At 72.7% G+C, this 26,642-nt stretch carries 24 protein-coding genes; 13 read left to right on the top strand and 11 right to left on the bottom strand.

Going from position 1 to position 26,642, the window contains the following annotated elements; translation table 11 throughout:
- Positions 1-17 precede the first annotated feature (17 nt).
- Positions 18-2,756 carry a pyruvate dehydrogenase (acetyl-transferring), homodimeric type gene (aceE, locus tag ACFYPS_RS09365; RefSeq protein ID WP_354965440.1) on the top strand — a complete coding sequence of 913 codons (2,739 nt, stop codon included), beginning with the start codon at positions 18-20 and terminating at the stop codon, positions 2,754-2,756.
- Positions 2,757-2,940: 184 nt separating this feature from the next.
- Here aceE and ACFYPS_RS09360 read toward each other — a convergent pair whose 3' ends face one another.
- Entirely contained in the window at positions 2,941-3,390 is a 450-nt protein-coding gene (locus ACFYPS_RS09360) for an SRPBCC family protein (RefSeq protein ID WP_354965441.1), read from the bottom strand.
- A 187-nt stretch (positions 3,391-3,577) separates the two neighbouring features.
- Between ACFYPS_RS09360 and ACFYPS_RS09355 the strand changes: the two genes are divergently transcribed.
- The 3 genes from ACFYPS_RS09355 (at position 3,578) to gltX (ending at position 7,696) form a co-directional block, all read left to right on the top strand.
- Positions 3,578-4,927 (top strand): GH1 family beta-glucosidase, encoded by a 1,350-nt coding sequence (locus ACFYPS_RS09355; RefSeq protein ID WP_354965442.1) that lies wholly within the window; start codon positions 3,578-3,580, stop codon positions 4,925-4,927.
- A complete protein-coding gene (locus tag ACFYPS_RS09350) occupies positions 4,924-6,201 on the top strand; it encodes an MFS transporter (RefSeq protein ID WP_354965443.1) in 1,278 nt (425 codons plus the stop codon). Before ACFYPS_RS09355 ends, ACFYPS_RS09350 begins: the two co-directional genes overlap by 4 nt.
- Positions 6,202-6,286: 85 nt before the next feature.
- Positions 6,287-7,696, top strand: coding sequence for a glutamate--tRNA ligase (gene gltX, locus ACFYPS_RS09345; protein WP_354965444.1), 1,410 nt, complete (start codon positions 6,287-6,289; stop codon positions 7,694-7,696).
- 113 nt (positions 7,697-7,809) lie between these two features.
- Here gltX and ACFYPS_RS09340 read toward each other — a convergent pair whose 3' ends face one another.
- Positions 7,810-8,445 (bottom strand): copper resistance protein CopC, encoded by a 636-nt coding sequence (locus ACFYPS_RS09340; protein ID WP_387323770.1) that lies wholly within the window; start codon positions 8,443-8,445, stop codon positions 7,810-7,812.
- A 240-nt stretch (positions 8,446-8,685) separates the two neighbouring features.
- Between ACFYPS_RS09340 and ACFYPS_RS09335 the strand changes: the two genes are divergently transcribed.
- Positions 8,686-9,336, top strand: a complete 651-nt coding sequence (locus ACFYPS_RS09335) for a hypothetical protein (protein WP_354965446.1) — start codon at positions 8,686-8,688, stop codon at positions 9,334-9,336.
- Between the two features lie 62 nt (positions 9,337-9,398).
- On the opposite strand, the gene ACFYPS_RS09330 is transcribed toward ACFYPS_RS09335, so the two are convergent.
- Both ACFYPS_RS09330 and pyrE read right to left on the bottom strand, forming a co-directional pair.
- Positions 9,399-9,740, bottom strand: coding sequence for a hypothetical protein (locus ACFYPS_RS09330; protein ID WP_354965447.1), 342 nt, complete (start codon positions 9,738-9,740; stop codon positions 9,399-9,401).
- A gap of 201 nt (positions 9,741-9,941) precedes the next feature.
- Positions 9,942-10,484: an orotate phosphoribosyltransferase gene (gene pyrE / locus ACFYPS_RS09325; RefSeq protein WP_354965448.1), complete on the bottom strand. Its 543-nt coding sequence runs from the start codon at positions 10,482-10,484 to the stop codon at positions 9,942-9,944.
- A 120-nt stretch (positions 10,485-10,604) separates the two neighbouring features.
- Here pyrE and ACFYPS_RS09320 point away from each other — a divergent pair, with 120 nt between their 5' ends.
- The 8 genes from ACFYPS_RS09320 to ACFYPS_RS09285 all read left to right on the top strand — a co-directional run bounded on the left by ACFYPS_RS09320 (position 10,605) and on the right by ACFYPS_RS09285 (position 19,040).
- Complete coding sequence (locus tag ACFYPS_RS09320; RefSeq protein ID WP_354965449.1) at positions 10,605-11,810, top strand: histidine kinase; 1,206 nt, start codon at positions 10,605-10,607, stop codon at positions 11,808-11,810.
- 71 nt (positions 11,811-11,881) lie between these two features.
- Entirely contained in the window at positions 11,882-12,550 is a 669-nt protein-coding gene (locus tag ACFYPS_RS09315) for a response regulator (protein WP_387323982.1), read from the top strand.
- Between the two features lie 32 nt (positions 12,551-12,582).
- Positions 12,583-13,848, top strand: coding sequence for a PucR family transcriptional regulator (locus ACFYPS_RS09310; protein ID WP_387323765.1), 1,266 nt, complete (start codon positions 12,583-12,585; stop codon positions 13,846-13,848).
- 78 nt (positions 13,849-13,926) lie between these two features.
- Positions 13,927-15,096: an acyltransferase domain-containing protein gene (locus ACFYPS_RS09305; RefSeq protein ID WP_354965450.1), complete on the top strand. Its 1,170-nt coding sequence runs from the start codon at positions 13,927-13,929 to the stop codon at positions 15,094-15,096.
- Positions 15,093-16,037, top strand: a complete 945-nt coding sequence (locus ACFYPS_RS09300; protein ID WP_210917650.1) for a beta-ketoacyl-ACP synthase III — start codon at positions 15,093-15,095, stop codon at positions 16,035-16,037. The genes ACFYPS_RS09305 and ACFYPS_RS09300 overlap by 4 nt, the downstream gene beginning before the upstream one ends.
- 86 nt (positions 16,038-16,123) lie before the next feature.
- Positions 16,124-16,363, top strand: coding sequence for an acyl carrier protein (locus ACFYPS_RS09295; RefSeq protein WP_074313380.1), 240 nt, complete (start codon positions 16,124-16,126; stop codon positions 16,361-16,363).
- Positions 16,364-16,365: 2 nt separating this feature from the next.
- Positions 16,366-17,592 (top strand): beta-ketoacyl-ACP synthase II, encoded by a 1,227-nt coding sequence (gene fabF / locus ACFYPS_RS09290; RefSeq protein WP_354965451.1) that lies wholly within the window; start codon positions 16,366-16,368, stop codon positions 17,590-17,592.
- 23 nt (positions 17,593-17,615) lie between these two features.
- Positions 17,616-19,040 carry a carboxyl transferase domain-containing protein gene (locus ACFYPS_RS09285; protein ID WP_354965452.1) on the top strand — a complete coding sequence of 475 codons (1,425 nt, stop codon included), beginning with the start codon at positions 17,616-17,618 and terminating at the stop codon, positions 19,038-19,040.
- A gap of 59 nt (positions 19,041-19,099) precedes the next feature.
- Here ACFYPS_RS09285 and ACFYPS_RS09280 read toward each other — a convergent pair whose 3' ends face one another.
- The 7 genes from ACFYPS_RS09280 to ACFYPS_RS09250 form a co-directional block, all read right to left on the bottom strand.
- Complete coding sequence (locus tag ACFYPS_RS09280) at positions 19,100-19,318, bottom strand: hypothetical protein (protein WP_354965453.1); 219 nt, start codon at positions 19,316-19,318, stop codon at positions 19,100-19,102.
- Positions 19,319-19,423: 105 nt separating this feature from the next.
- Positions 19,424-20,353, bottom strand: coding sequence for an ROK family protein (locus tag ACFYPS_RS09275; RefSeq protein WP_354965454.1), 930 nt, complete (start codon positions 20,351-20,353; stop codon positions 19,424-19,426).
- Complete coding sequence (locus ACFYPS_RS09270) at positions 20,350-21,810, bottom strand: lyase family protein (protein ID WP_354965455.1); 1,461 nt, start codon at positions 21,808-21,810, stop codon at positions 20,350-20,352. Before ACFYPS_RS09270 ends, ACFYPS_RS09275 begins: the two co-directional genes overlap by 4 nt.
- A gap of 63 nt (positions 21,811-21,873) precedes the next feature.
- The gene (locus tag ACFYPS_RS09265; RefSeq protein WP_354965456.1) at positions 21,874-22,827 is read right to left on the bottom strand and encodes an amidohydrolase family protein; all 954 of its coding nucleotides are present in this window, start codon (positions 22,825-22,827) and stop codon (positions 21,874-21,876) included.
- Entirely contained in the window at positions 22,824-23,708 is an 885-nt protein-coding gene (locus ACFYPS_RS09260) for a creatininase family protein (RefSeq protein ID WP_354965457.1), read from the bottom strand. The genes ACFYPS_RS09265 and ACFYPS_RS09260 overlap by 4 nt, the downstream gene beginning before the upstream one ends.
- Positions 23,705-25,501, bottom strand: a complete 1,797-nt coding sequence (locus ACFYPS_RS09255) for an iron ABC transporter permease (protein ID WP_354965458.1) — start codon at positions 25,499-25,501, stop codon at positions 23,705-23,707. The genes ACFYPS_RS09260 and ACFYPS_RS09255 overlap by 4 nt, the downstream gene beginning before the upstream one ends.
- Positions 25,498-26,571, bottom strand: coding sequence for an ABC transporter ATP-binding protein (locus ACFYPS_RS09250; RefSeq protein ID WP_354965459.1), 1,074 nt, complete (start codon positions 26,569-26,571; stop codon positions 25,498-25,500). Before ACFYPS_RS09250 ends, ACFYPS_RS09255 begins: the two co-directional genes overlap by 4 nt.
- Positions 26,572-26,642 lie beyond the last annotated feature (71 nt).

The raw sequence follows: 26,642 nt of genomic DNA, 5'->3' as shown, positions 1-26,642 counted from the left end.
CAACCGAGGGAACGCCTGTGGCTACGGAACGCAAGCGCCCGGTGATCAGCGACGGCCTACCGAGCCAGCTTCCGGACATCGACCCTGAAGAGACCAGCGAATGGGTCGAGTCGCTTGATGGTGTCATTGACGAGCGAGGTGCCAAACGCGCCCGTTACGTCATGCTGCGCCTGCTGGAGCGGGCTCGCGAACGCCAGGTCGGGGTTCCGCCCCTGACCACCACCGACTACATCAACACCATCACGCCGGAGCGCGAGCCCTGGTTCCCGGGCGACGAGCACGTCGAGCGGCGAATCCGGGCCTACGTCCGCTGGAACGCGGCGATGCTGGTGCACCGGGCGCAGCGCCCGGAGATCGGCGTCGGTGGGCACATCTCGACCTTCGCGAGCTCGGCGTCGCTCTACGAGGTGGGCTTCAACCACTTCTTCCGGGGCAAGAACCACCCGGGTGGCGGCGACCACATCTACTACCAGGGTCACGCCTCCCCCGGTATGTACGCGCGGGCGTTCCTGGAGGGACGGCTCAGCGAGCACCAGCTCGACGGGTTCCGGCAGGAGCTGTCGCACCCGGGCGGCGGGCTGCCGTCGTACCCGCACCCGCGGCTGATGCCGGACTTCTGGGAGTTCCCGACCGTCTCGATGGGTCTCGGCGGGCTGAACGCGATCTACCAGGCCCGGTTCAACCGGTACCTGCAGCACCGCGGCATCAAGGACACCTCGCAGCAGCACGTCTGGGCGTTCCTGGGCGACGGTGAGATGGACGAGCCGGAGACGCTGGGCGCCATCGGCGTGGCCGCCCGCGAGGAGCTGGACAACCTCACCTTCGTGATCAACTGCAACCTTCAGCGGCTGGACGGCCCGGTCCGCGGCAACGGCAAGGTGATGCAGGAGCTGGAGGCGTTCTTCCGGGGCGCCGGCTGGAATGTGATCAAGGTGGTCTGGGGTCGGGAGTGGGACCCGCTGCTCGCCGCGGACACCGACGGCGCGCTGGTCAACCTCATGAACACCACGACCGACGGCGACTACCAGACCTACAAGGCGGAGTCCGGCGCGTACGTGCGGGAGCACTTCTTCGGCCGGGACGCGCGCACGCGCAAGATGGTCGAGCCGCTGAGCGACGACGAGATCTGGAACCTCAAGCGGGGTGGGCACGACTACCGCAAGCTCTACGCGGCCTACAAGGCGGCCACCGAGCACACCGGGCAGCCCACCGTCATCCTGGCGAAGACGATCAAGGGCTGGACGCTCGGCTCGCACTTCGAGGGCCGCAACGCGACCCACCAGATGAAGAAGCTGACGCTGGAGGACCTGAAGACCTTCCGCGACCGCCTCTACCTGGACATCCCGGACTCGGCGCTGGAGGAGAACCCCTACCTGCCGCCGTACTACCACCCGGGCGAGAAGTCCGATGAGCTGGCGTACCTCAAGGAGCGTCGCGAGCAGCTCGGCGGCTACCTGCCGTCCCGGCGGACCAGCACCAAGCGGCTGGCCATCCCCGGCCCGGAGCGGTTCGCCGACGTCAAGCGCGGCTCGGGCAAGCAGAGGGTGGCCACCACCATGGCCTTCGTCCGCCTGCTCAAGGACGTCATGAAGGACAAGGAGTTCGGCAAGCGCTGGGTGCCGATCATCCCGGACGAGGCGCGCACCTTCGGCCTCGACTCGATCTTCCCGACCGCGAAGATCTACTCGCCGCACGGTCAGCGCTACACCTCGGTCGACCGGGAGCTGTTCCTGTCGTACAAGGAGTCGACGACCGGGCAGATCCTGCACGAGGGCATCAACGAGGCCGGCTCGGTCGCCTCGTTCACCGCCGCGGGCTCGTCGTACGCCACGCACGACGAGCCGATGATCCCGATGTACATCTTCTACTCGATGTTCGGGTTCCAGCGGACCGCCGACGGGCTGTGGGCGGCGGCGGACCAGATGGCGCGGGGCTTCCTGCTCGGCGCGACCGCGGGGCGGACCACGCTCAACGGTGAGGGCCTGCAGCACGAGGACGGCCACTCGATGCTGATCGCCGCCACCAACCCGGCGGTGGTCGCGTACGACCCGGCGTTCTCCTTCGAGATCGCGCACATCCTGGAGAACGGCCTGCACCGGATGTACGGGGACGCGCAGGAGAACGTCCTCTACTACCTGACGGTCTACAACGAGCCGATCCTTCAGCCGGCCGAGCCGGCCGGGGTGGACGTGGAGGGCCTGCTCAAGGGCATCTACCGCTACTCGCCGGCACCGCAGGTCGACGGCCCGAAGGCCAACGTGCTCGCCTCCGGCACCGGCATGCAGTGGGCGCTCAAGGCCCAGCAACTGCTCGCCCAGGACTGGGGGGTGGCCGCCGACGTCTGGTCGGTGACCTCCTGGACCGAGCTGCGCCGCGACGCGGTGGAGTGCGAGGAGTTCAACCTGCTCAACCCGGGCGCCGAGGCGAAGGTGCCGTACGTCCAGCAGAAGCTGGCCGACGCGGACGGGCCGAAGGTCGCGGTCAGCGACTGGATGCGCGCGGTGCCGGACCTGATCGCCCGCTGGGTGCCCGGCGACTACACGTCGCTCGGCACCGACGGCTACGGCATGTCGGACACCCGGCACGCGCTGCGCCGGCACTTCCACGTCGACGCCGAGTCGATCGTGGTCGCCACGCTGCGGCAGCTCGCCCGCAGCGGCGCGGTCGCGGCCACCGTGCCGGCCGAGGCCGCCAAGAAGTACGCGATCGACGACGTGAACGCCGCCCCGGTCGGCGAGACCGGCGGCGACAGCTGATCCAGCACCATCCAGGAAGGGCCCGGCGCGCGTGCGCCGGGCCCTTTTTGGTGCACCCGCACCCTCGCCCGCACTCCCGACCGACCGGGCGGACGGCGGGTGAGATGGGGGCGGCGGCGGTCCGGGGTCCTTGGCGGGGACCCGGGGCCACCGCCGGGGCGGGTGACGCCGGGGACTCGGCGGATCAGCCGACGGCGGCCAGGTCGGTCAGCCGGGCCAGCGAGTCCTCCAGGTCCGCGCCGACCCGACGCAGCCCCAGGCGCAGCATGGCCGCCTTGACCGGGCCGGCCGGCCAGCGGACCACGATGAGCCGCACGATGGTCCCGCCCTCCTCCTCCTCGTCCGGAGTGAGCTGGACGTAGATTTCGGTGCGCGCCTCCGCTCGGGCGCCCGCGCCCTTGGCGCGTTCCCGCCAGCCGATCAGAGTCGGCTCCTGGTAGGCGATCACCTCGGCCTCGTGCGCCGAGCCGCGCCCCGCCTGGACCAACTGCCGCCGTCCGAAGCCCTCCCCCGAGAGCACCTCGGCCGCGCGAACCCCCGCCAGCCAGGCCGGCAACTGCTCAGCCCGCTGTACGACGTCCCAGACCACTTCCACCGGCGCCGCCACGTGCGCACTGCGTTCCACGAGGATCATTTCCGTCTTCCCCCACTGAGGACATCCCACGATATCGGCACTCTATGCGCAAATTCGGACGTACCTGGACGGGTTTGGAAAAAGACACGCCGATCAACCATTGCGCATCGCGTCATCCCGGCCTATGGCGCATTCATCCGGAGCGCCCTAGAGTCCCGAACACGTTTCACGTTGACCGGGAGGGCGCATGTCGACCGCACCGATGCCCGAGTTCCCCGCCGGCTTCCGCTGGGGCGTCTCCACCTCGGCACACCAGATCGAGGGCGCCACCACGGCCGACGGGCGCGGGCCGTCCATCTGGGACACCTTCGCGCACTCCCCCGGCCGGATCAGCGACGGCAGCAGCGGCGAGGTGGCCTGCGACCACTACCACCGGCACACCGAGGACGTGGCTCTGCTGGCCGGGCTCGGCGTTTCGGCGTACCGGTTCTCCATCGCCTGGCCCCGGGTGCAGCCCGCCGGCGCAGGCCCGGCCAACGCCGCCGGCCTGGGCTTCTACGACCGGCTGGTGGACGAGCTGCTGGCCGCCGGCATCGACCCGGTGGCCACCCTCTACCACTGGGACCTGCCCCAACCGCTGGAGGACGCCGGCGGCTGGCTGCACCGCGACACCGCCGCCCGCTTCGCCGAGTACGCCGACCTGACCGCCGCCCGGCTCGGTGACCGGGTCCGGCTCTGGATCACGCTGAACGAGCCGTTCATCCACATGAGCCTCGGCTACGGCATGGGTGTGCACGCCCCCGGCCGGATGCTGCTCTTCGACGCCTTTCCGGTCGCCCACCATCAACTGCTCGGGCACGGGCTCGCGGTCGCCGCGCTGCGGGCCCGCACCGCCAGCCCGGTGGCGATCGCCAACAACTACTCGCCGGTGCGGGTGCTCGGCGACAGCGACGCCGACCGGGCCGCCGGGGCCGCGTACCAGGCCCTGCACAACCGCCTCTTCACCGACCCGCTGCTCGGCCGGGGCTACCCGGAACTGCCCGGCTTCGACGCCGACGTGGTCCGCGCCGGCGACCTGGACACGATCGCCGCGCCGATCGACGTGCTCGGGGTCAACTACTACAACCCGACCGGCGTGCGGGCCGCCGAGGAGGGGTCGCCGCTGCCGTTCGAACTGGTCCCGCTCGACGGCTACCCGCGCACCGCCTTCGACTGGCCGGTGGCCCCCGACGGGCTGCACGAACTGCTCCGCTGGCTGCGCCTCACGTACGGCGAGGCCCTGCCCCCGATCGAGATCACCGAGAGCGGCTGCGCGTACGACGACGCGCCCGACCCGGACGGGCGGGTGGCGGACCCGGACCGGATCGCGTACCTCGACGGGCACCTGCGCGCGGTGCGGGCCGCCATCGACGACGGGGTGGACGTACGCGGGTACTTCGTGTGGTCCCTGCTGGACAACTGGGAGTGGGCCGAGGGGTTCACCAAGCGCTTCGGTCTGGTGCACGTCGACTACGCCACCCAGACCCGTACGCCGAAGTCCTCGTACACCTGGCTGCGGGACGTGATCGCGGCCAGCCGGCCGGGGTCGGCGCGGTGACCACCCTCGACCCGACCCCGGCGTCGCTGCCGGCCGCGCTCGCCGAGCCGACCGCGCCGGTACGACGCGGCTGGATCGGGCTGATCTTCGCGGCCAACCTCGGGGTCTGGATGGCGTTCTTCACCCCGATCCAGGTGCTGCTGCCGCAGCAGATCGAGCAGATCGCGCCGGGCGACAAGGAGAACATGCTGGCCGTGGTCACCGGCCTGGGCGCGCTGGCCGCGGTGCTGGCCAACCCCCTCGCGGGCGCGCTGTCCGACCGGACCTGCCTGCGGATCTTCGGCCGGGAGTTCGGCCGCCGGCACGTCTGGACCGCCGGCGGGGCGCTGCTCGGCGCGGCGGCGCTGGTGCTGCTGGCCCAGCAGCGGACCATCCTCGGCGTCGCCCTCGGCTGGGTCGCCGCCCAGGTCTGCTTCAACGCGATGCTGGCCAGCCTCACCGCGGCCATCCCGGACCGGGTGCCGGTCGTGCAGCGCGGCGGTGTCTCCGGCTGGGTGGGCATCCCGCAGGCGCTCGGGCTGGTGCTCGGCGCGGTGCTGGTCACCGCCCTGGTCACCGGCAACGGCGCCGGTTACCTGGCCATCGCGGTGGCGATCCTGCTGCTGTCCCTGCCGTTCGCGCTGTTCACCCCCGACGACCCGCTGCCCCGCGCGCATCGGCCGGTGCTGCGGACGCGCGCGCTGCTGGCCTCGATGTGGATCGACCCGCGCCGGCACCCGGACTTCGCCTGGGCCTGGATCACCCGGTTCCTGGTCCAGCTCGGGAACGCTCTGGGCACCCTCTACCTGCTGTACTTCCTCACCGACGGGGTACGCCACCCCGACCCCGAGGGCGGCCTGCTCGTCCTGATCCTGCTCTACACGCTCGGCATGATGCTGACCGCCGTGGTCGCCGGTCGGCTGTCGGACCGATCCGGGCGACGCAAGATCTACGTGATCACGTCGGGGCTGATCATGGCGGTGGCGGCGCTGCTGCTCGCGGTCGCGCCGGTCTGGCCGATGGCGATCGTGGCCGCGCTGCTGCTCGGCGCCGGCTACGGCGTCTACCTCTCGGTGGACGCCGCGCTGATCACCCAGGTGCTGCCCCGGGCCACCGACCGGGCCAAGGATCTCGGCGTGATCAACATTGCCAACTCGGCGCCACAGGTGCTCGGCCCGGCGCTCTCCGCCCCGCTAGTGGTCTATCTGGGCGGTTACCCGACGCTCTACGCGGTCACCGCCGCGGTCACCCTGGTCGGCAGCGCCCTGGTCGTCAAGATCCGCTCAGTCCCCTAAGCGTTAGGAAGGGACCCTTGTACAACACCAGGCGATAAGAAGGGGCCCTTCCTTACTCAGTCGGCGGTCGCCGTAGGCTGGGGGCGTGACGGTACGTGTGCGCTTCGCCCCCTCCCCGACCGGTATGTTCCATGTCGGCGGCGCCCGCTCGGCGCTGCAGAACTGGATCTACGCCAAGCAGCAGGGCGGGGTGTTCGTGCTGCGCATCGAGGACACCGACGCGGCGCGCAACAAGCCCGAGTGGACCGAGGGCATCCTCTCCGCGCTGGACTGGATCGGCATCTCCAGGGGCAGCTACGAGGGCCCGTACTTCCAGTCACAGAACGCCGGCGAGCACCGGGCCGCCGCCGCCCGGCTCTACGAGTCGGGCCGCGCGTACTACTGCGACTGCACCCGCGAGGACGTGCAGGCCCGCACCGGCTCGCAGTACCAGGGCTACGACGGCTACCACCGCGACCTCGGCCTCGGCCCGGGCGAGGGCCGGGCGCTGCGCTTCCGTACGCCCGACGAGGGCGCGACCGTGGTGGTCGACCTGATCCGCGGCGAGCCCACCTTCGAGAACCGGTTGATCGAGGACTTCATCATCGCCCGGGGCGACGGCTCGCCGGTCTTCCTGCTGGCCAACGTCGTCGACGACCTGACCATGGGTATCACCCACGTGATCCGCGCCGAGGAGCACCTGCCCAACACCCCCAAGCAGCAGCTGCTCTGGGACGCCCTCGGGGTCAAGCCGCCGATCTGGGCGCACGTGCCGGTGGTGGTCAACGAGAAGCGGCAGAAGCTCTCCAAGCGCCGGGACAAGGTCGCCCTGGAGGCGTACCGCGACGAGGGCTACCTCGCCGGCGCGATGCGCAACTACCTGATGCTGCTCGGCTGGGCGCCCTCCGGGGACCGGGAGATCGTCCCCTGGTCCGTGATCGAGGACGAGTTCCGGCTGGAGGACGTCAACCTCTCCTCGGCGTTCTTCGACGAGAAGAAGCTGCGCGCGTTCAACGGTGAGTACATCCGGGCGCTGCCGGTGGCCGAGTTCATCGACGCCTGCCAGCCGTGGCTGACCGGCACCGGGACCATCGCGCCGCCGCCGTGGCAGCCCGAGGAGTTCGACGCCGACGCATTCGCCGCCGTGGCGCCGCTGGCTCAGACCCGGATCGCGGTGCTCAGCGAGATCGTGCCGAACGTCGACTTCCTCTTCCTGGCCTCGCCGCTGATCGACGAGGCGGCCTGGACCAAGACCATGAAGGACGGCTCCGCCGACCTGCTGGACGCCGCCATCGCCGCGTTCGAGGCGCTGGACAGCTGGGACGCCGAGTCGCTGAAGTCGACGCTGGAGGCGGTCGGCGCCGAGCGGGGCCTCAAGCTCGGCAAGACGCAGGCGCCGGTCCGGGTCGCCGTCACCGGTCGCACCGTCGGCCTGCCGCTGTTCGAGTCGCTGGAGGTGCTCGGCCGCGAGCGCACCCTGACCCGGATGCGCGCCGCCCGGCTCCGCCTGGTCTGACCGCCTCCGCCGCGCCAAGCCGCCCCGCTCGACGACACCGTGGGGCGGCTTGCGTCGACGTCGCCATCCGCACCGAACTGGCGGCGTCACCTGATCGAGCCTGTGGATCGGGCTCAGCCGCGGGTGGCCCGGCGGCGGAGCAGGAACCCGCCCGCCAGGGCGGCGAGCAGCACCAACGCGCCGAGTGCCCAGAGCCACCAGCGGTGACCGGAGTCGGCGCGCTCCTGCGCCAGCGGCACGACCGCCGTCGGGCTGCCGCCCACCGCGACGGGTGACGCCGAGGCCGGCCCGGCCGACGGCGAGCCGCCCGCAGCACCCGGCGTCGCGGCAGTGCCACCGCTGATCGATGGCAGGGGGGACGGGCTCGCGGACGGGTCGGCGGCCGTGCCGGTGGTGAGGGTGAAGCGCACCTCGCCCTTCACCGGGTGCCCGTCGCCGGAGGCGACCTGGTAACCGACGATGTAGAGCCCCGCGGCGCCGGGCTTGAACGGCACGCGTACGCGGCTGCTGGCGAAGGCCGGCAGCCCGCCGGCGACCACATTGTCCGGTCCGGTTACTGTGATCTTCGTCGTAGCCGGGTCCGGCTTGGCCAGGAAACGGAGCTCGATCCGGGTGGGCGCGGTGGCCACCCGGGCGCCGTCGCGCGGATCGCTGCCGGTCAGCGAATTGTGCGCCGCGGCCGGCGTCGCCGGGACCAGCAACGACACACCGCACGCCACGCCGAGCACCACTGGCACGACCCGCGCCACTCGTGTAACCCTGCCCCCCATGAACCCCTCCGTAAGGGTACGATCCGCCCGCTGATCAACGGCTCCTCATTAGTCGAGCAGAGATCGCAGATAGTTCCAATTACCGCTCCACAAGCTGCAAATCATCGACGTTCTGCGACTCTGTGAGGAGTGGCACCGACCGCCCGGTCGGTTCCGCTACCGAGCAATCGATCCGGACGTCACGGCGAAGCCATCCATCGAACGGGGCGAGGAGGCGGGATGGTCCGACAGATGAGGCGGTGGGCCGCTGTGCTGGCCGGCACGCTGGCGGCGGCGCTGCTGTCGCTCGGCACCGCCGGCCCGGCCAAGGCGGCACCGAAGCCGGCGCCCGCCGGGGTGGACATCACCGGCCCGGGGCTGTCCGAGCCGCTGCGGTTGCGTGTGGACGGTCAGCCCGCGCACGTGGCAGCGGTCATCGACCAGGTCAACTTCCTCGGCCGCACCGGCCAGGCGAAGGGGCCGAAGGCGACCGGCCTCGGTCCGAAGTACACGGTCGTGGTGCTCGCCGGGGAGACCCCGAAGCAGACGTACGACCTGTATCCCAAGGCGGCCGGCGGTCCACGGATCTACCGGCCGGCGAAGCAGCCGGATTCCCGCAAGGCCGCCGCGGGTTGGTTCCTCGGCCGGCTCAGCATGTCCGAGACGTTGCGCACCGCGGGGGTGCCGCTGGAGCGGCAGTTCGACACGGTCAGCGGCGGCGTGGGCGGTGGCGAGCGGGTGCTCCCGGAGGACACTCTCGACCCGGCCAGGGACCTCGACGAGGCGCTCGGCGAGTTGCAGCGACTGCTGCTGCTCAACGTCGCGGTGATGCTGACCATTACGGTCGGCCTCGCCGGGATCGCGCTGCTGATCCGCCGCCGCACCCGCTGACCCGTCACCGACGACCCACCTTCACGGCCGCCCGCTGCAATGTCACGCGGGCGGTCGTGTGGTCAGCACCAGCGGCGCGGTGGGCGCTCCCGGCGGGTGGCCCGCTGGCGCGGCCGGACCGGGCCGTGCCGGTGGGCGCCGGCCCACCCGGGCATCTCGCTGCGGCACCCGCCGGCGTGGTCGGGCTCGGGCTCCCCGGGCAGCACCGGCTCGGCGGCCCGCTGGCGGGGCACCACGGCGTCGTCGTCGGCCCGGTCCGCGGGCCGGCCGGTGGTCGGCTCCGCCGGGTGCGACGGCACGCCGCCGACCGTCCGGCGGTGCTTGGCGACCGCCTGCGGGTCGTGGTGCCCCGGCCGGCAGGGCTCGCCCTGGGCGCAGCCGTTCTCGGCCTCCCCGTGCGCCATCCCGGTCTCCTCACGCTCGCACTCACCCGCGGGTGCTCCCCCCGACGTGCCCTGCCACCGTACTGGCAGGGACCGACGGGTCTGCACGGCGTACCCCGGGGTCAGCGCTTCGGGCGGCGAGGGAACAGGGTCTCCCAGACCGGGAAGGCGACCGGCAAGATCGTCGCCGACGGTCGGTAGCGGCGGCCCGGCCGGAACCGGTCAGCGGCTGCGGTGGGCCTCCAGGTCGGCGTGGGTGAACAGCGCCCGCAGCGCGACCCCGTGCTCGGCCAGCAGGGCCGCGCCACCCTCCGCGCGGTCGATGACGCAGAGCGCGTGATCCACCCGGGCGCCCAGCTCGCGCAGCTGCCCGGTGGAGGTGACCACCTGCCCCCCGGAGGTGACCACGTCCTCGACCACCAGCACCCGCCGCCCGGCCAGCTCCGTCCCCTCGGCCAGCCGGGCGGTGCCGTACGGCTTGGCGGCCTTGCGGACGAAGGCGCAGGGCAGCCCGGTGTACCGGCCGAGCGCGGTAACCACCGGAATCCCGCCCATCTCCAGCCCGGCCAGCACCTCGATGTCCGCCGGCACCAGGGGCGCCAGGTGAGCGGCCACCCGGTCCAGCAGGCGGGGATTCGCCTCGAACCGGTACTTGTCGAAGTACTCGTCGGCGATCCGGCCGGAGCGGAGCACGAACTCGCCGGTCAGCCGGCAGGTGGTGTCGATCTCGCGGGCCAGCGCGGTCATGGTCTCTGCGTGCGTCATGATGATCATTCTCTCCGGGTCGGCGTCCGTTGGGCGTACCCCTTTCGGCGCATGCCGGTTGCGGCAGAGTCCTCCCCGGGTCGGAGTCCGGGGCTCGACGGCTGTGATGGGATCGGGACCATGCGTCCGCCACCGTGGCTCGGCTCCGGCACGCTCGGCCGGGATCTCGCGCTGGCCGGTGCGTCGCTGGCCGGCGGCCTGGTGCTGTGGACCCTCGGTTGGCAACCGCAGATCCGTCCGCACCCGGACGTGCCGCCCGCGTTGTTCCTGCCGCCGCTGCTGACGGTGTGCGTGGCCGTCGGCCTGCGCCGGGTCGCGCCGCGCTCCAGCCTGGGCGTCGGCACGGGGGCGCTGGTCGTGGACATCGCGCTCGGCGGCTCGCTGGGGACGATCCTGGTCTACACCCAGGTGCTCTACGACGCCTGCGTGTACGGCCCGGCGCGGCTGTGGCGGTGGCTGCTGAGGTTGACCGTCGGGCTGAGCCTGGTCGGCGCGGTGGTCGGCGTGCTCCTCTCGGACCAGTGGCGCGGGGTCGCCGTCGGTGTGCTGGTGGTGCTCGTCGGCCTGCTGCCGGTGCTGACCGGGATCAGCGTGCGGCAGTACCGCGACCAGGCCGCGGCCGAGCGGGCTCGGGCCGAGCAGACCGCCCGGCTGGTCGAGCTGGACCGCTGGCAGGCGGTCAGCGCCGAACGGGCCCGGATGGCCCGGGAGTTGCACGACGTGGTCGCCAACCATCTCAGCGCGGTGGCCATCCACGCCACCGCCGTGCTGTCGGTGCCCGGGCTGGACCGCGGCCAGGTCGAGTCGGCGTTGCGGGTGATCCGGGAGAGCAGCGTGCAGGGCCTGGCGGAGATGCGGCAGATGATCGAACTGCTGCGCGAGCCGGGTGCCGGTGGCACGCGGGCGCCGACGGATGGCAGCGGCGCGCTGCCGGAGGCGGCCACCGCGCGGCTCGCCGAGGCGGACCGGCTGGTCGAGCGGATCCGGGCCGCCGGCCTCGCGGTACGGGTCCACACCGACGGCACGCCCGGCCCGCTGCCGGTGGGCGTGGACCTCGCGGCGTACCGGATCGTGCAGGAGTCACTGACCAATGCGCTGAAGCACGGCGCGGGCGAGGCGGAGCTGACGATCGCGTACCGGCCGACGGAGGTGGTGCTGACGGTGGAGAATCCGGTGCGCCGGGGCGGCGCCGGGCTGACCGGCGCCGGGGCCGGGCTGATCGGGATGCGGGAACGCGCCACGCTGCTGGCGGGCCGGTTCGACGCCGGGCCGCACGACGGCCGGTGGCTCGTCCGGGCCGCGCTGCCCACCCGGGAGGACGGGTGACCGGGCCGGCCCGGGCACCGGGCGATGCTGGCACAGCCCGGGCACCGGGGGACGCGGGTACGGCGGTCCGGGTGGTCGTGGCGGACGACCAGCCGGCGGTACGAGCCGGGCTGACGTTGATCCTGGCCGGCGCTCCGGGCGTCGAGGTGGTCGGCGAGGCGGGCGACGGCGACGAGGCGGTACGGCTGTGCCGGGAGTTGCGACCGGACGTCGCCGTGCTCGACATCCGGATGCCGCGCCGGGACGGCATCTCCGCGACCCGGGCGATCGTCGCCGAAGGGCTCGCCGACGTGCTGGTGCTCACCACCTTCGACCTCGACGAGTACGTCTTCGGGGCGCTGCGTGCCGGGGCGGCCGGTTTCCTGCTCAAGGACACCGACGCGGCGGGGCTGGTCGCGGCGGTACGGACGGTGGCACGCGGCGACGGGTTCATCGCCCCCGCGGTGACCCGCCGGTTGATCGCGGCCTTCGCGGCCACCGCGCCAGGGTCGTCGGCGGCCACCCGGGCCGCCCTGGACGGGCTCACCCCGCGCGAGCGGGACGTGCTGGCCTGCCTCGGCCTGGGCCTGTCCAACCAGCAGATCGCCGACCGGCTGGCGATGGCGGAGAGCACCACCAAGACGCACGTGAGCCGGATCCTGGCGAAGCTGGACCTGCGCAGCCGCGATCCTGGCCCAGGAGCTGGGCCTGCCCGCCCCCGCTCCGCCGCCGTGATCCCGGGCCATGGCGGCCCGGCATGAAGATCCAGGTCAGCGCGTGTCAGGCTAGGGCGGTGAGTACGCCGGGCGGTGGGGAGCTGACGGCCACGCTGCGTCAGATCGAGCGCGCGGCGGGGGCGCTGGCCACCGCCAGCGTGGCCCGGATGGACGAGACCCTGCCCTGGTTCCGCGCCCTGCCGGCCGACCAGCGCTCCTGGGTGATGCTGGTGGCCCAGGCGGGCGCCCGGTCGCTGGTGCAGTGGCTGCGCGACGGCGGCGGCACGGCGGACAGCACCCAGGAGGTCTCCGACGAGGTCTTCGCCGCCGCTCCCGAGGCGCTGGCCCGGTCGATCACCCTCCAGCAGACGGTGGCGCTGATCAAGGTGACCATCGACGTTGTCGAGGAGCAGGTGTCGCACCTGGCCGCCGAGGGCGAGGAGCAGCAGCTGCGCGAGGCGGTGCTGCGCTTCTCCCGGGAGATCGCGTTCGCCGCCGCCCGGGTGTACGCGCGGGCCGCCGAGTCACGCGGCGCGTGGGACGCCCGGTTGCAGGCCCTGCTGGTCGACGCGCTGCTGCGTGGTGACTCGCCGGACGTGCTGGCCAGCCGGGCGGCGGCGCTCGGCTGGACGGACGCGCCGCCGGTCGCGGTGGCGGTCGGCCGCTCCCCCGGCGGAGAGGTCTCCGCGGTGCTGCACGTGGTCTACCGGCAGGCCCGGCGGATCGGCGTGGAGGTGATCGGCGGGGTGCACGGCGACCGGCTGGTGATCGTGCTGGGCGGCGCGGCGGACCCGCTGGGAGCCACCGGCAAGCTGCTGACCGCGTTCGGGGACGGGCCGGTGGTGGTGGGTCCGGCCGTACCCAGTCTGGACGAGGCGACGGAGTCGGCGCGGGCCGCGCTGGCCGGCTTCCGGGCGGCGCCGGCCTGGCCGACGGCGCCCCGGCCGGTGCCGGCCGCCGAGCTGCTGCCGGAGCGGGCCCTGGCCGGCGACGCGGAGGCCCGCCGCCGGCTGCGGCACGACGTGTACGCGACCCTGGTGCGCGCCGGTGGCGAGCTGTTGGAGACGCTGGACGCGTTCCTGGCCGCCGGTGGCACGCTGGAGAGCGCCGCGCGGGCGCTGTTCGTGCACCCGAACACGGTGCGCTACCGGTTGCGCCGCATCGCCGAGGTGACCGGCTTCTCGCCGCTGTCGCCCCGGGACGCGTTCGCCCTGCAGGTGGCGCTGACCGTCGGCCGGCTGGATCCGGTGACCCCGATGACCGCGCCGGTCCCGACCCAGACAATGACCCCGGCAGTCCGGAAAGCCACCCAAACCGGCGACGATCACCGCCGATCTTTGTAGAAACCCTCCAAAGCTTCTAGTGTGGTTTGGTCGAGGGCGGCACAGCGTTACCCACGCGTATCCGGGAGAGTCATAGTCGTGCTCGCCGTACTTAGTCCCGGCCAGGGTTCCCAGAAACCCGGCTTCCTGACCCCTTGGCTCGACCTGACCGGCACCGAGGCGCGACTGCGCTGGTGGTCGGCTCTGGCCGGGGTCGACCTGGTGCACCTGGGCACCGCCGCCGACGCCGACGAGATCAAGGACACCGCCCGCACCCAGCCGCTGCTGGTCGCCGCGGCGCTGCTCGCCGCCGAGCACCTGCCGCTGTACGACGTGACGCTCACCGCCGGGCACAGCGTCGGCGAGCTCGGCGCCGCGGCGCTGGCCGGGGTGCTGCCGGCCGAGGCCGCCATCACCCTCGCCGGCGTACGGGGCCGGGAGATGGCCGCCGCGTGCGCGCTGGAGCCGACCGGGATGGCCGCCGTGCTCGGAGGCGACCCGGACGAGGTGCTCGCCGCGATCGCCGCACACGGGCTGCACCCGGCCAACCGCAACGGCGCCGGGCAGATCGTCGGCGCCGGCTCCCTCGACGGGCTGGACAAGCTCGCCGCCGAGCCGCCGGCGAAGACCCGGATCATCCGGCTCCAGGTTGCCGGCGCGTTCCACACCCCGTACATGGCGCCGGCCGAGACCGCGCTGGCTGCGGTGGCCGCCGGCATCACCCCGGCCGACCCGGCCCGGATCCTGCTGTCGAACCTCGACGGCGCCGCGGTCGACCACGGCCGCGACATGCTGCAGCGCCTGGTCCGCCAGGTCACCGCGCCGGTCCGCTGGGACCTGTGCATGCGTACCCTGGCCGACCTCGGTGTGACCGGCGTGATCGAGCTACCGCCGGCCGGCACACTGGCCGGGCTGGTCAAGCGGGAGCTCAAGGGCGACGGCGCACCGGAGATCGTCACCCTGAACACCCCGGACGACCTGCCGGCCGCACGGGACCTGATCGCCCGGCACGGCATGGCGCCCAGCCACGAGCCGACCATGCAGTTCCGCGTGGTGGTGGCGCCGTCCGCCGGCACCTTCGCCCCGTCCGCCGAGCTGACCGAGGGCGAGACGATCCGCGCCGGCCAGGTCGTCGGGCACATCGGCACCCGGCAGGGGCCGGTCGAGGTGACCGCCCACCAGGGCGGCGTCCTCACCGAATGGCTCGCCCACCACGACGACCCGGTCGCGCCGGGCCAACCGCTCGCCCGCATCGGAGGTCGTTCATGACTGGCAGTCGCATCGTCTCGATGGGGCACTACCAGCCCTCCCGGGTGGTGACCAACGACGACATCGCCCAGCTCGTGGACACCAACGACGAGTGGATCCGGGACCGGGTCGGCATCGTCACCCGGCGGATCGCCGACAGTGAGACGGTGGCCGACATGGCCGCCGCCGCGGCCGGCAAGGCGCTGGCCAACTCCGGCCTGACCGCCGCCGACATCGACCTGGTCGTGGTCGCCACCTGCACCTCGGTCGACCGCAGCCCCAACGTGGCCTGCCGGGTCGCCGCCAAGCTGGGCATCGCCGCGCCGGGCGCGTACGACGTCAACACCGCCTGCTCGGGCTTCGCGTACGCGCTGGGCACCGTCGACCACGCCATCCGGGCCGGGGCGTCGCGCAACGCGATCGTCATCGGCGCGGAGAAGCTCTCCGACTTCACCGACTGGACCGACCGCTCCACCTGCATCATCTTCGGCGACGGCGCCGGTGCCGCGGTGGTCACCGCGACCGCCGACGACGAGCCGGCCGGGATCGGTCCGGTGGTCTGGGGTTCGGCGCCGGAGAAGAGCGACGCGGTCCGCATCGAGGGCTGGCGCCCGTACATCCAGCAGGAGGGGCAGTCGGTCTTCCGCTGGGCCACCACCGCGCTGGCGCCGCTGGCCCTGCAGGCCTGCGAGCGGGCCGGGGTCGACCCGTCGGAGCTGGCCGCGTTCGTGCCGCACCAGGCCAACGCCCGGATCATCGACGGCATCGCCAAGCGGCTCAACATCCCCAACGCGATCATCGCGAAGGACATCGTCGAGTCCGGCAACACCTCCGCGGCGAGCGTGCCGCTGGCCCTGTCCAAGCTGGTCGAGCGGCGGGAGGTGCCCTCGGGCGCCCCGGTGCTGCTGTTCGGCTTCGGCGGTGGCCTGACCTACGCCGGTCAGGTCGTCCGCTGCCCCTGAGGACCCCTCGGGCGCACAGGCGCCCAGGAGTGGCGGCTGGCAACGCCGGCCGCCGGAGAACCCCCCGATGAAAGGAACCAACCGCAATGACCCGTGACGAGATCACCACCGGACTCGCCGAGATCCTCGAAGAGGTTGCCGGGGTGAACCCGGACGACGTGGCCGAGGGGAAGTCCTTCACCGACGACCTCGATGTCGACTCGCTCTCCATGGTGGAGGTCGTGGTGGCGGCCGAGGAGAAGTTCGGCGTCAAGATCCCGGACAACGAGGTGCAGAACCTCAAGACCGTCGGCGACGCCGTTACCTACATCGCGGCGCAGTCCTGATCATGAGTCGTCCTGACGTCGTCGTCACCGGGCTCGGCGCGACGACCCCGCTTGGCGGGGACGTCGCGTCGACCTGGGACGCCATGCTCGCCGGCCGCTCCGGGGTGAGTGCCCTCACCCAGGAGTGGGCCGCGCAACTGCCGGTCCGGATCGCCGCCCAGCTGGCCGTGGAGCCGTCCGAGGTGCTGGACCGGGTCCGGCTGCGCCGGCTGGACCGCTCCGAGGCGATCGCGATCATCGCGGCGCAGCAGGCCTGGGCGGACGCCGGCCTGGCCGACTCCGGCCTCGACGGTGAACGGCTGGCGGTCAGCGTCGGCTCCGGCATCGGCGGTGCCATCACCCTGCTCGCCCAGGACGACATCCTGGAGGCGTCCGGGCCGCGGCGGGTCTCCCCGCACACCATCCCGATGCTGATGCCGAACGGTCCGGCCGCGTGGGTCGGGCTGGAGCTGGGAGCCAAGGCCGGCGTGCACTCGGTGGCCAGCGCCTGCGCCACCGGCGCCGAGGCGATCGCGCTGGGCCTGGACATCATCCGCGCCGGCCGGGCCGACGTGGTGGTGGCCGGCGGCACCGAGGCGGTCATCCACGCGCTGCCGATCGCCGGGTTCAGCTCGATGCGGGCCATGTCGACCCGCAACGACGAGCCGGAGCGGGCCTCCCGCCCGTGGGACCGGGGCCGTGACGGCTTCGTCCTCGGCGAGGGCGCCGGCATCGTGGTGCTGGAGCGGGCCGAGCACGCCGCCGCCCGGGGCGCCCGGGTGTACGCGCGCCTCGCCGGCGCCGGGATCACCTCCGACGCGTACGACATCGTGCAGCCCCACGCCGAGGGCGAGGGCGCGATCCGGGCCATCGCCAAGGCGATCGCGGACGCGGACGTGGCCAAGCGGGACATCGTGCACGTCAACGCGCACGCCACGTCGACCCCGGTCGGCGACATGCTGGAGATCGGCGCGCTGCACAAGTCTCTCGGCGACCACCCGGTGCTGGCCGCGACCAAGTCGATGACCGGTCACCTGCTCGGTGCGGCCGGCGCGCTGGAGTCGATCGCCACGATCCTGGCCATCCGCGACGGTGTCGTACCTCCGACGGTCAACCTCGACGACCCGGATGACGGTCTCACCCTGGAGGTGGCCGCACACAAGGCGCGCCACATGGAGATCCCGGCCGCGCTGAACAACGCGTTCGGCTTCGGGGGCCACAACGTGGCTCTGGTCTTCACCCGGCCCTGAGACCACAGCTTGGAGGCGCGCACGTGACCACCACCGCCCTCGGTGCGGACACCCGCACCGTGGACTACCGGGATCCTGAGGTCCGCCTCCGGGCGCTGTTCGACGCCGGCTCGCTGCGCCTGCTGGCCCCCCGGGACAGCTCCGGGGTGCTGTGGGCGCGCGGCGAGATCGAGGGCGGGCCGGCCATCGCCTACGCCACCGACGCCACCAGGATGGGCGGCGCGATGGGCACCGACGGGTGCCGGCACGTAGTCAACGCGATCGACACCGCCGTGCGGGAGCGGGTGCCGGTGCTGGGCCTCTGGCACTCCGGCGGCGCCCGGCTGGCCGAGGGCGTGGTCGCGCTCGACGCGGTCGGGCAGGTCTTCGCGGCCATGGTCCGCGCGTCGGGCCGGGTACCGCAGATCTCCGTGGTGCTCGGGCCGGCGGCCGGCGGCGCGGCGTACGGGCCGGCGCTGACCGACATCGTGGTGATGAGCGGCGCCGGGCGGATCTTCGTGACCGGGCCCGAGGTGGTCCGCAGCGTCACCGGTGAACAGGTCGACATGGAGCGCCTGGGCGGCCCCGAGCCGCACGGCCGGCGCTCCGGCGTGGTGCACGTGACCTGCGCCGACGACGCGGCGGCGATGGTCGAGTCGCGCAAGCTCGCCGCGCTGCTCGGCCGTCAGGGCCGGCTCTCCCCCGACGACGTTCCGGCCGTCGACGCGGACGGGCACGACCTGTCGGCGAAGATGCCGGCCGAGACCAACCGGGCGTACGACGTCAAGCCGGTGGTCAAGGCCCTGCTCGACGCCCCCGGCGTGGAGCTGCACGCCAGGTGGGCGCCGAACGTGGTGACCACGCTGGGCCGGTTCGCCGGCCGGACGGTCGGGGTGATCGCCAACAACCCGCTGCGCCTGGGCGGCTGCCTGGACGCGTCCAGCGCGGAGAAGGCTGCCCGGTTCGTCCGGATGTGCGATTCGCTGGGCGTACCACTGATCGTGCTCGTCGACGTGCCCGGTTACCTGCCCGGCCTGGGCCAGGAATGGGACGGCGTGGTCCGGCGCGGGGCGAAGCTGCTGCACGCGTTCGCCGAGGCGGTGGTGCCGCGGGTGACCCTGGTGACCCGCAAGGCGTACGGCGGCGCGTACATCGCGATGAACTCCCGCTCGCTGGGTGCCACCGCGGTCTTCGCCTGGCCGGACGCGGAGGTCGCGGTGATGGGCGCCAGCGCGGCGGTCAACATCCTGTACCGCAAGAAGCTCGCCGCGGCTCCGGCGGAGGAGCGGGAGACGCTGCGCGCGCAGCTGATCGAGGAGCAGACCCGCACGGCGGGCGGGGTCAACCGGGCGCTGGAGATCGGCGTGGTGGACGACGTGATCAAGCCAGCGGAGACCCGTCGGCGGATCGCCGAGGCGTTGGCCGGCGCCCCGGCCGCCCGCGGCGCACACGGCAACATCCCGCTGTAGCGGTGTGAGGAAGGGCCCTTTGTTATCGCCTCGCGATAACAAAGGGCCCTTCCTCACGTTCAGGCCCGGTTGCGCGGGTGGTGCTTCGCGGTGCGCTCGTTGCCCCGGCGGTAGTTGCCGGTCCAGCGGGCCATCACCAGCTGCGGGTCGTCGTCCACCTCGGCGAGGAACTCCGCCGCCCGGCCGCCGCGCAACGTGGTGGCCACCCGCCCGTGATGCGTGATCACGACGGCGCCGTCGGCCCGCTCTACCCAGTAGAAGTCCCGCGCCTGACCCATGCCGGCCAGGCTGCCAGGTCGGCCGGGGCGGCGCTACCGGATTCCGGCCGGGCGGGTCGACGCCTGTGCCGGCCGGGGGTACGGGCCGGCACAGGCCGCGTCGAGTCAGCCGGCGGCCGGGACCGCCTCCCGAGCCAGGAGCACCGCGCCGAGCAGCGCCGCGTCGGCGGCGAAGCTGGAGAGCACGATCTCCGGCCGATATGGCAGCACCTCGGCGAGCCGTTCGACGATCAGCCCGCGGATCAGCTCGCTGCCGGCCACCCCGCCGACCAGCACCACCCGCTGCGGATCCACCAACAGACAACAGGTGATCAGATGGCGGGCGATCTCGTCGACCCTGCCGCGCAGCACGTCCCGGACCTCGCCGGGCTGGTCGGCCCGGGCAGCCAGCCCGGCCGCCCCGTCCGGTACGTCCAACTCGGCGGCGAGCTGGTCCAGAGCGCGCCCGGAGAAGACCGACTCGAGCATCCTGCCGGGACGGGCGGCGCCAGCGAGGGCGTACCCGATCTCACCGGCGGCCCCGTGCCGTCCGGCCAGTACCGTGCCGCGCACGGTGACCGCTGCCGCCACCCCCGTGCCCAGCCCGACCACCAGGCCGGGGTCGGCGTCGCGTAGCGCGCCGAGCCGCAGCTCGGCCAGTGCGGCGGCGTTGAGGTCGTTGTCGACCGCGACCGCCGGTACGCCGAGCCAGTCGCGGACCGTGTCGACCAGCCGCAGCCGGTCCCAGCCCGGCACGTTCGGCGCCAGGTCGATGCCGTCGGGTCGGACCACACCGGGCGAGGCGACCCCGACCGCCGCGACCGGGCCACCGACCTCTCCGAGCAGCCTCGTCGTCACCTCCAGCGCCCGGTCCAGCGCCTGGCGGGCACCCCGGTCGGCGTGCGTCGGCACCCGCTCGCTGGCCAGCAGCCGGCCCGAGCCGTCGGCCACCCCGACCGCCATCTTCGTGCCGCCGAAGTCGATGCCGAGCAGCAGACCGCCGACGTCTCCGGCTCCGGCGGCCTGCTCGGCGCGGTCGGCCAGTCGTACCGTCACCTGGCCGTCACCTCAGCGACCTCGTCCAGCGCGGCGTCGGCCGCCGCGAGACGGTCCCGGACGGCGGCGAGCCGGCCGGCGACGGTGTCGAAGGCGCCGCGCAGCTCGCCCACCTGGGCGCGGACGGCGTCCGAACCGGGACCGTCGATCTGGGCCCGGCGCAGCACAAGCTCCGGGCGGACGGCGGCGGCGATCAGGTCGGCGACCGCCGCGTCGTCCAACGGCGCGCTCAGGCCGACCGCGTCGGCGGCTGCGCGCACGTCGCTCTCCGTCCAGGAGTCCGGCGCGCCGCTCCGAACCAGCCGGCCGACCACGGAGTGCGCGGCCCGGAACGGCACCCCGTGCAGGGTCAGCGCGTCGGCAGCGGCCGTGGTGGTGGCACCGGAGGCGACAATCTCCTCCCGGGACGGCGGTTCCAGCGGCTCCAGCTCGGCCAGGAAGCCGCCGAGCAGGGCGAAGAAGCGGTCCGTACGGTCGTTGCTGTCCCAGAGCCGGACCTGCACGTCGGTGGTGGCGTTGTTGGAGTCCTCCCACCAGGCCGCACCGACGTTGTTGAGCACCGAGGCGGCGTCCCCGGCGGCAGCGCCGGCCATCGACACCAGATGCTCCAGCACCACCGGGTTGCGCTTCTGCGGCATGATGCTGCTGCCCTGGGTGAAGTCGCCGGGCGTGGCCACCCAGCGCCAGGTCAGCCAGTCCATCAGGGTCCGGGCCAGTCGGGCACCGGTGGCCAGCGACTGGGCGTTGAGCGTGCCGACCCGCACCAGGTGGTCGGCACCGGCCACCGCCTCGTAGGAGTTGGTGACCAGGCCGTTGAAGCCGAGCAGCTCGGCCACCCGGGCCGGGGAGATGTCCAGGTCCGTGCCGGCGAAGGCGCAGGAGCCCAGCGGCGAGATGTTCAGCTGGTCGATCAGGTCGGCGTAGGCGACCGCCTCACCCGCCAGCGCCTCGGCGTAGCCGGCGAGTGCGTGGCCGATGGTGGTGGGCTGCGCGGGCCGGCGGTGCGTGTAGCCGGTGATGACCACGTCGGCGTAGCGGTCCGCGACGTCGAGAGCGGTCGCACCGGTGGCGAGCACCCGGTCGAGCACGCCGAGCAACTGGTCACGGAGCAGCATCCGGAACACCCCGGCGTCGAGGTCGTTGCGGCTGCGGGCGAGCTGCACGTCGAGCTGGGCGGCCGGGATGCCGCACGCCTCGGCAAGGCGCTTCTCCATCAGGTAGTAGACGTCCTCGAAGCTGCCGTCGTAGATCGGCGCGGAAGCGGTGTCGGCACGCAGCACGGCCAGTCCCCGCAGCAGTCCGGCGCCCCGCTCGGCGGGGATGAGCCCCCGCTCGGTCAGCATCACCACGTGGGCCTGGCTGGCTCGCACCATCGCCGGAAAGAGGTGCTCGACGTGGTGCTCGTAGGTGGGCCGTAGGTGGTGCCGCTGGTAGGTGGTCAGCGCGGAGGTGCTCATGAGGGTCCTTACTTCCTTCCAGGCCGGGGGCGGCGGGTCCGCCGCCTCCGGGGCGTCAGCCGGTCAGTCGGTCAGGCCGAGTAGTCGTTCGGCATTTCCGGCGAAGATGGCTCGCAGGTGGTCGTCGGGCATGCCCAACTCGCGACAAACCCGCAGTTGGTCGTCGAGGTAGCGGGTGACGTAGCCCCGGGGGAACCACGACGAGTCGCTGCCGTAGACGATGCGGTCCGGGCCGATGGTCTCGTAGCAGCGGCGGAAAAGATCCTCCAAGGTGAGCTTGTACGGCATCCACCGCACCCACTGGTTGGACCCGGACGTGTCGATGAGGATGTTCGGGCAGCCCCACGCGGCGAAGAACAGCTCCTGCACGTGTTGCACGCCGAAGTGCGGCACCACGACCGACAGCTCGGGGAAGCGCCGGGCCATCCGGGCCAGCTCGTCCGGGCCGCCGTACCGGCCGAACGTCAGGCCACCCGCGCTGCCGTAGTGCCCGATGTGGATGAGCACCGGCACGCGGAGTCGCTGGGCGGTGCCCCAGAGCGGATCCAGCGCGGGGTCGTCGAGCGGACCGCGCAGGAGCGGGGCGAAGAGCTTCAGCCCGCGCAGGCCGCGCTCGGTCACCGCTCGCTCCAGTTCGGCGGCGGCGTCCGGGCCGTACGGGTCGTGATGGGCGAAGCCGAGCAGCAGGTCCGGATGCCGGTCGACGACGTCGGCGACGCTGTCGTTGCCGCCGCCGGTGACGAAGACCGCCTTGCTGATGTGGTGCGTGCGCAGCTCCTCGGCCCATCGGTCGGCCTCGTCCTGCCAGCGCTCGGCGGGCGGCTCCGGGTCGGGGAAGCTCCACGCCCGACGCCACTGGGCGGCGTACGGTGCGGCACCGGCAGCCCGGACGCTCCGCTCGTGATCACCGCCGGGGTGCATCCCGGCCTCGTGCTCACGGGCCCGGATGGTCTCGTCGGCACCGATCCGGAAGTGCAGGTGGAAGTCGACGATCTCGAGTCCACGGTCGCCGCTCATGATGCTCCCCTGATCGGTGCGGTGTCGCCGGGCTGGGTGGGGGTTGTCGGTCGGCCCGCGTCTGATCCGGGGGTCGACGAGGTGGGCAGCGGGTCGTCGGTCGGCGGCGCGGGCAGCGGTGCGGCCACCCAGGCTTCGACGATCTCCCGCAGCCGGCCGCCGGCCAGCTCGCGGACCCGCCGACCGGCCTCCTCGCTGGCCAGTGAGATGTGCCCGGACCAGCCCTGCCAGGGGTCTGGTCGGGACTCCACCAGCACGTACGGGTGGGTCACCGGCAGTTTCGGCTTCGGCGGCAGGTCGGTGACCGCGTCGAGGCGCACCGCCTCCGGGTCGAAGCCGAGCACACCGGAGGTCTCGTACGCCCCGCCGTGGCCCCGCGCCGGTAGGGCGCCGTAGATCTCGGTGGTCTCCGCGGGGGTGACCAGCTGGAACCAGTTCACCAACAGCAGGCTGGCCTGTCGCCGGCCGGAGACCCACTCCATCGCGGCCCGGACCGTGGACATGTTCGCGTCGTGGCCGTTGACGATGAGCAGTCGGGGGAACCCGGCGGCGACGATTCCCTCGATGACGTCGGCGAGGTAGCCGACCGCGATCTCCGGCCGGATCGCCACCGTGCCCGGCCAGGGCCGGGTCTGCCCGGGGCAGGCGGCGTAGGGCACGGCGGGGAAGAGCACTCCCCGGGGTCCGGAGGTGGCGGCGCTCTCGCCCGCGAAGCCCTCGGCCAGGATCAGGTCGGTGCCCAGCGGCAGGTGCGGGCCGTGCCATTCGACGGCGCCGACCGGCAGTACCGCGAAGTCCGCCGCTTCGGCCACGGCCGCCAGCTCACCGCCGGGCACCCGGACCGCCGGGAGTAGCGCGCCGGTGGCCGGCCACATCCTCATGCCGTCCACTGCGCCGCCTCCCGGGAGGCCCGCCGGCCGGTTTCGAGCCGACCCGAGACCACCATCACCACGAAGATCAAAACGACCTGGAGCATGCCGTACGCGGCGGCGGTGCCGACCTCGAACGAGTACATCCTGTTGTTGATCTCGACGGAGATCGGCGCGGTCTGCGAGGTGTAGATCAGCACGGAGGCGACGAACTCGCCAACGCCGTGCACGAAGGCCAGCAGCGCGCCCGCGATCACGCCCGGCAGCATCAGTCGCAGGGTCACCGAGCCGAAGGCGCGCCACCACGAGGCGCCGAGGTTGCGGGCCGCCTCCTCCAGCGCGGGGTCGATCTGGGCGAGCGTGGCCGAGCTGGACCGGAAGACCAGTGGGAGGAATCGCACGAAGTACGCCAGCGGCATGATCCAGAACGTGCCGATCAGGACCTGGCCGAAGCTGAACGCGTTACCGGTGCTGAACGCCGAGATCAGGTTGATCGCCACCACCGTGCCGGGCAGCGCCCACGCCAGCATCACCGCCACGTCCAGGACGCCGCGCCCACGGAAGTCGAGCCGGCGCACCGCGTAGGCGATCAGTACGCCGACCACGACGCAGCCGACGGTGGCCAGCAGGCTCATCTGCAACGAGTTGAGGATCGGCTGGAACGCGTTCGGATCGGAGAAGATCGTGACGAAGTTCTGCATGGTGTACGCCGCGGGCACCACTTCGGTGGTCCACGAGCCGTCGGCGGAGAACGCCACCAGCGCGATGGTCGCCACCGGGGCCAGCAGCACCACGGTGGCCAGCAGCGACGCGCCCAGAGCCACCCAACGCCCGAAGGGGTTGGTGATCTCGCGGCGGTGCGCGGCGACCCCCTTGGACTGGGAGCGGTAGCTGCGCCGCCCCTCGTACCAGCGCATACCGAGCAGGAACAGCACCGAGACCACGCCCAGCACCGAGGCGTAGGTGGACGCCATCGGCAGGTCGCCGTTGGTGCGGTTGATGTAGATCTGCATGGTCATGGTCTGGTCCACACCGAAGAGCAGCGGGGCGGTGTACGACGCCAGCGACGTCATGAAGACCAGCAGCGAGGCGGAGACCAGCGCCGGGGTGAGCATCGGCAGCAGGACCGTCCGCCAGACCCGGACCCGACCCGCGCCGAGGTTGTAGGCGGCCTCCTCCACCGACGGGTCCATCCCGGCCAGCGCCGCGGCAGCGGACAGGTAGAAGAACGGGTACATGGTGAAGGTGTGCACCACCAGCACCCCGGCGATGCCGCTGAAGGGCAACACCGGCTCGGCGGTGCCGAAGACCTGCTGAAGCCCGCGCGGCAGGATGCCGGTCTCGCTGTACAGCAGTTGGAATGAGATCGCGCCGATCAGCGGTGGCAGCGCCGCCGGCACCAGGATGATCGCCTCGATCAACCGCCGGCCGGGAAACGAGAAGCGCTTGAGCAGGAAGGCCATCGCGACCCCGACGATCCCGCAGAGCAGCACGCTGGCAGCGGAGATGATCAGGGAGGTGACCAGGGATGATCGCGCGACGCCCGAACTGGTGAAGAAGCTGGTGTAGTTCGCCACCCCGTCGACGCCGACGCTCTCGGCGAAGGTGGCGAACATCGGCTGCACCACGTACCCGAAGAGGATCAGCGCGAGCGGCAGCACCAGCAGGTACGGGAACCAACGCGAGTTCGTCCCGCCGGTGAACCGATCGGTGAAGCGTCGCCGCCGTCCGTCGCCGGAGGACGCCGGGCTCCCGGTGACCGGTGGAATGGTGGCCGGGCTCGGGGTGGCGGGGATGGTGCTCATGGACGCACCACCCACATCCGCTCCCGCGGCAGCCGCAGCCCGAGCTGGTCGCCCACCGACAGGCCGGCCGGCGGATCGACGGCGGCCACCTGCACCGCCTCGCCGGCCACGTCGACCAGGAGGTTGGTGGACATGCCGGTGAACTCCAGCTCGGTGACGCGGCCGGTGACCACGCCAGGCTCGGTGGCCGAGGTGAGGCCGATGTGCTCGGGGCGTATCGAGACCAGGGCGGTCGCCCCCGTGCCCAACCCGTGATCCGCGGGAGCGGCGACGCCGACCTGGCTGCCGTCGGGCAGCCGCACCGTGACCGTCTCCGGGCCGACGCCCAGCACCGGCAGGCTCAGCACGTTGCTGCGGCCGATGAACCGGGCGACGAAGCTGGTCGCCGGACGGTGGTAGATCTCCTGCGGGGCGCCGATCTGCCGCACCCGACCGGACTCCATCACCGCGATCCGGTCGGACATCGCCATCGCCTCGGCCTGATCGTGGGTGACGTAGAGCGAGGTGGTGCCGGCCTCCCGCTGGATCCGCCGGATCTCGACCCGGGTCTCCTCACGGAGTTTGGCGTCGAGATTGGAGAGCGGCTCGTCGAGCAGCAGGGTCCGCGGTCGGATGACCAGTGCGCGGGCCAGCGCCACCCGCTGCTGCTGGCCGCCGGAGAGCTGGTCGATCCGACGCTCGCCGTAGCCGGCCAGGTGGACCTGGGTGAGCGCCTCCTCGACCCGCCGCTTCGACTCGGCCCGGCCGACCTTGCGGATCTTCAGCCCGTACGCGACGTTCTGCGCGACGGACATGTGCGGGAAGAGCGCGTAGTTCTGGAACACCATGCCGGTGTCGCGCTTGTTCGGCGGGCGCCGGGTGACGTCCTGGTCGCCGAACCGGATCCGCCCGGAGGTCGGGAAGTAGAACCCCGCCACCATCCGCAGGGTGGTGGTCTTGCCGCAACCGCTCGGGCCGAGCAGGGTGAAGAACTCCCCGGCGGCGATGGTGATGTCGACGTCGTCGACGGCCGCGGTGTCGCCGGCGCGCGAGAAGCGCTTGCTCACCGACTCCAGCGTGACATCGATCATGATGTCTCTCCTCAGTCCGGAACCGGGCGTGGCCGGTCGCAGGGGTGGGGCGGGCCGGGGAGCCGGTCGGA

Origin of the sequence: Micromonospora sp. NPDC005087, assembly GCF_042872965.1 — a bacterium.
Taxonomy (GTDB): Bacteria; Actinomycetota; Actinomycetes; order Mycobacteriales; family Micromonosporaceae; genus Micromonospora.
This window is presented reverse-complemented; position numbering and strand designations above follow the sequence as displayed.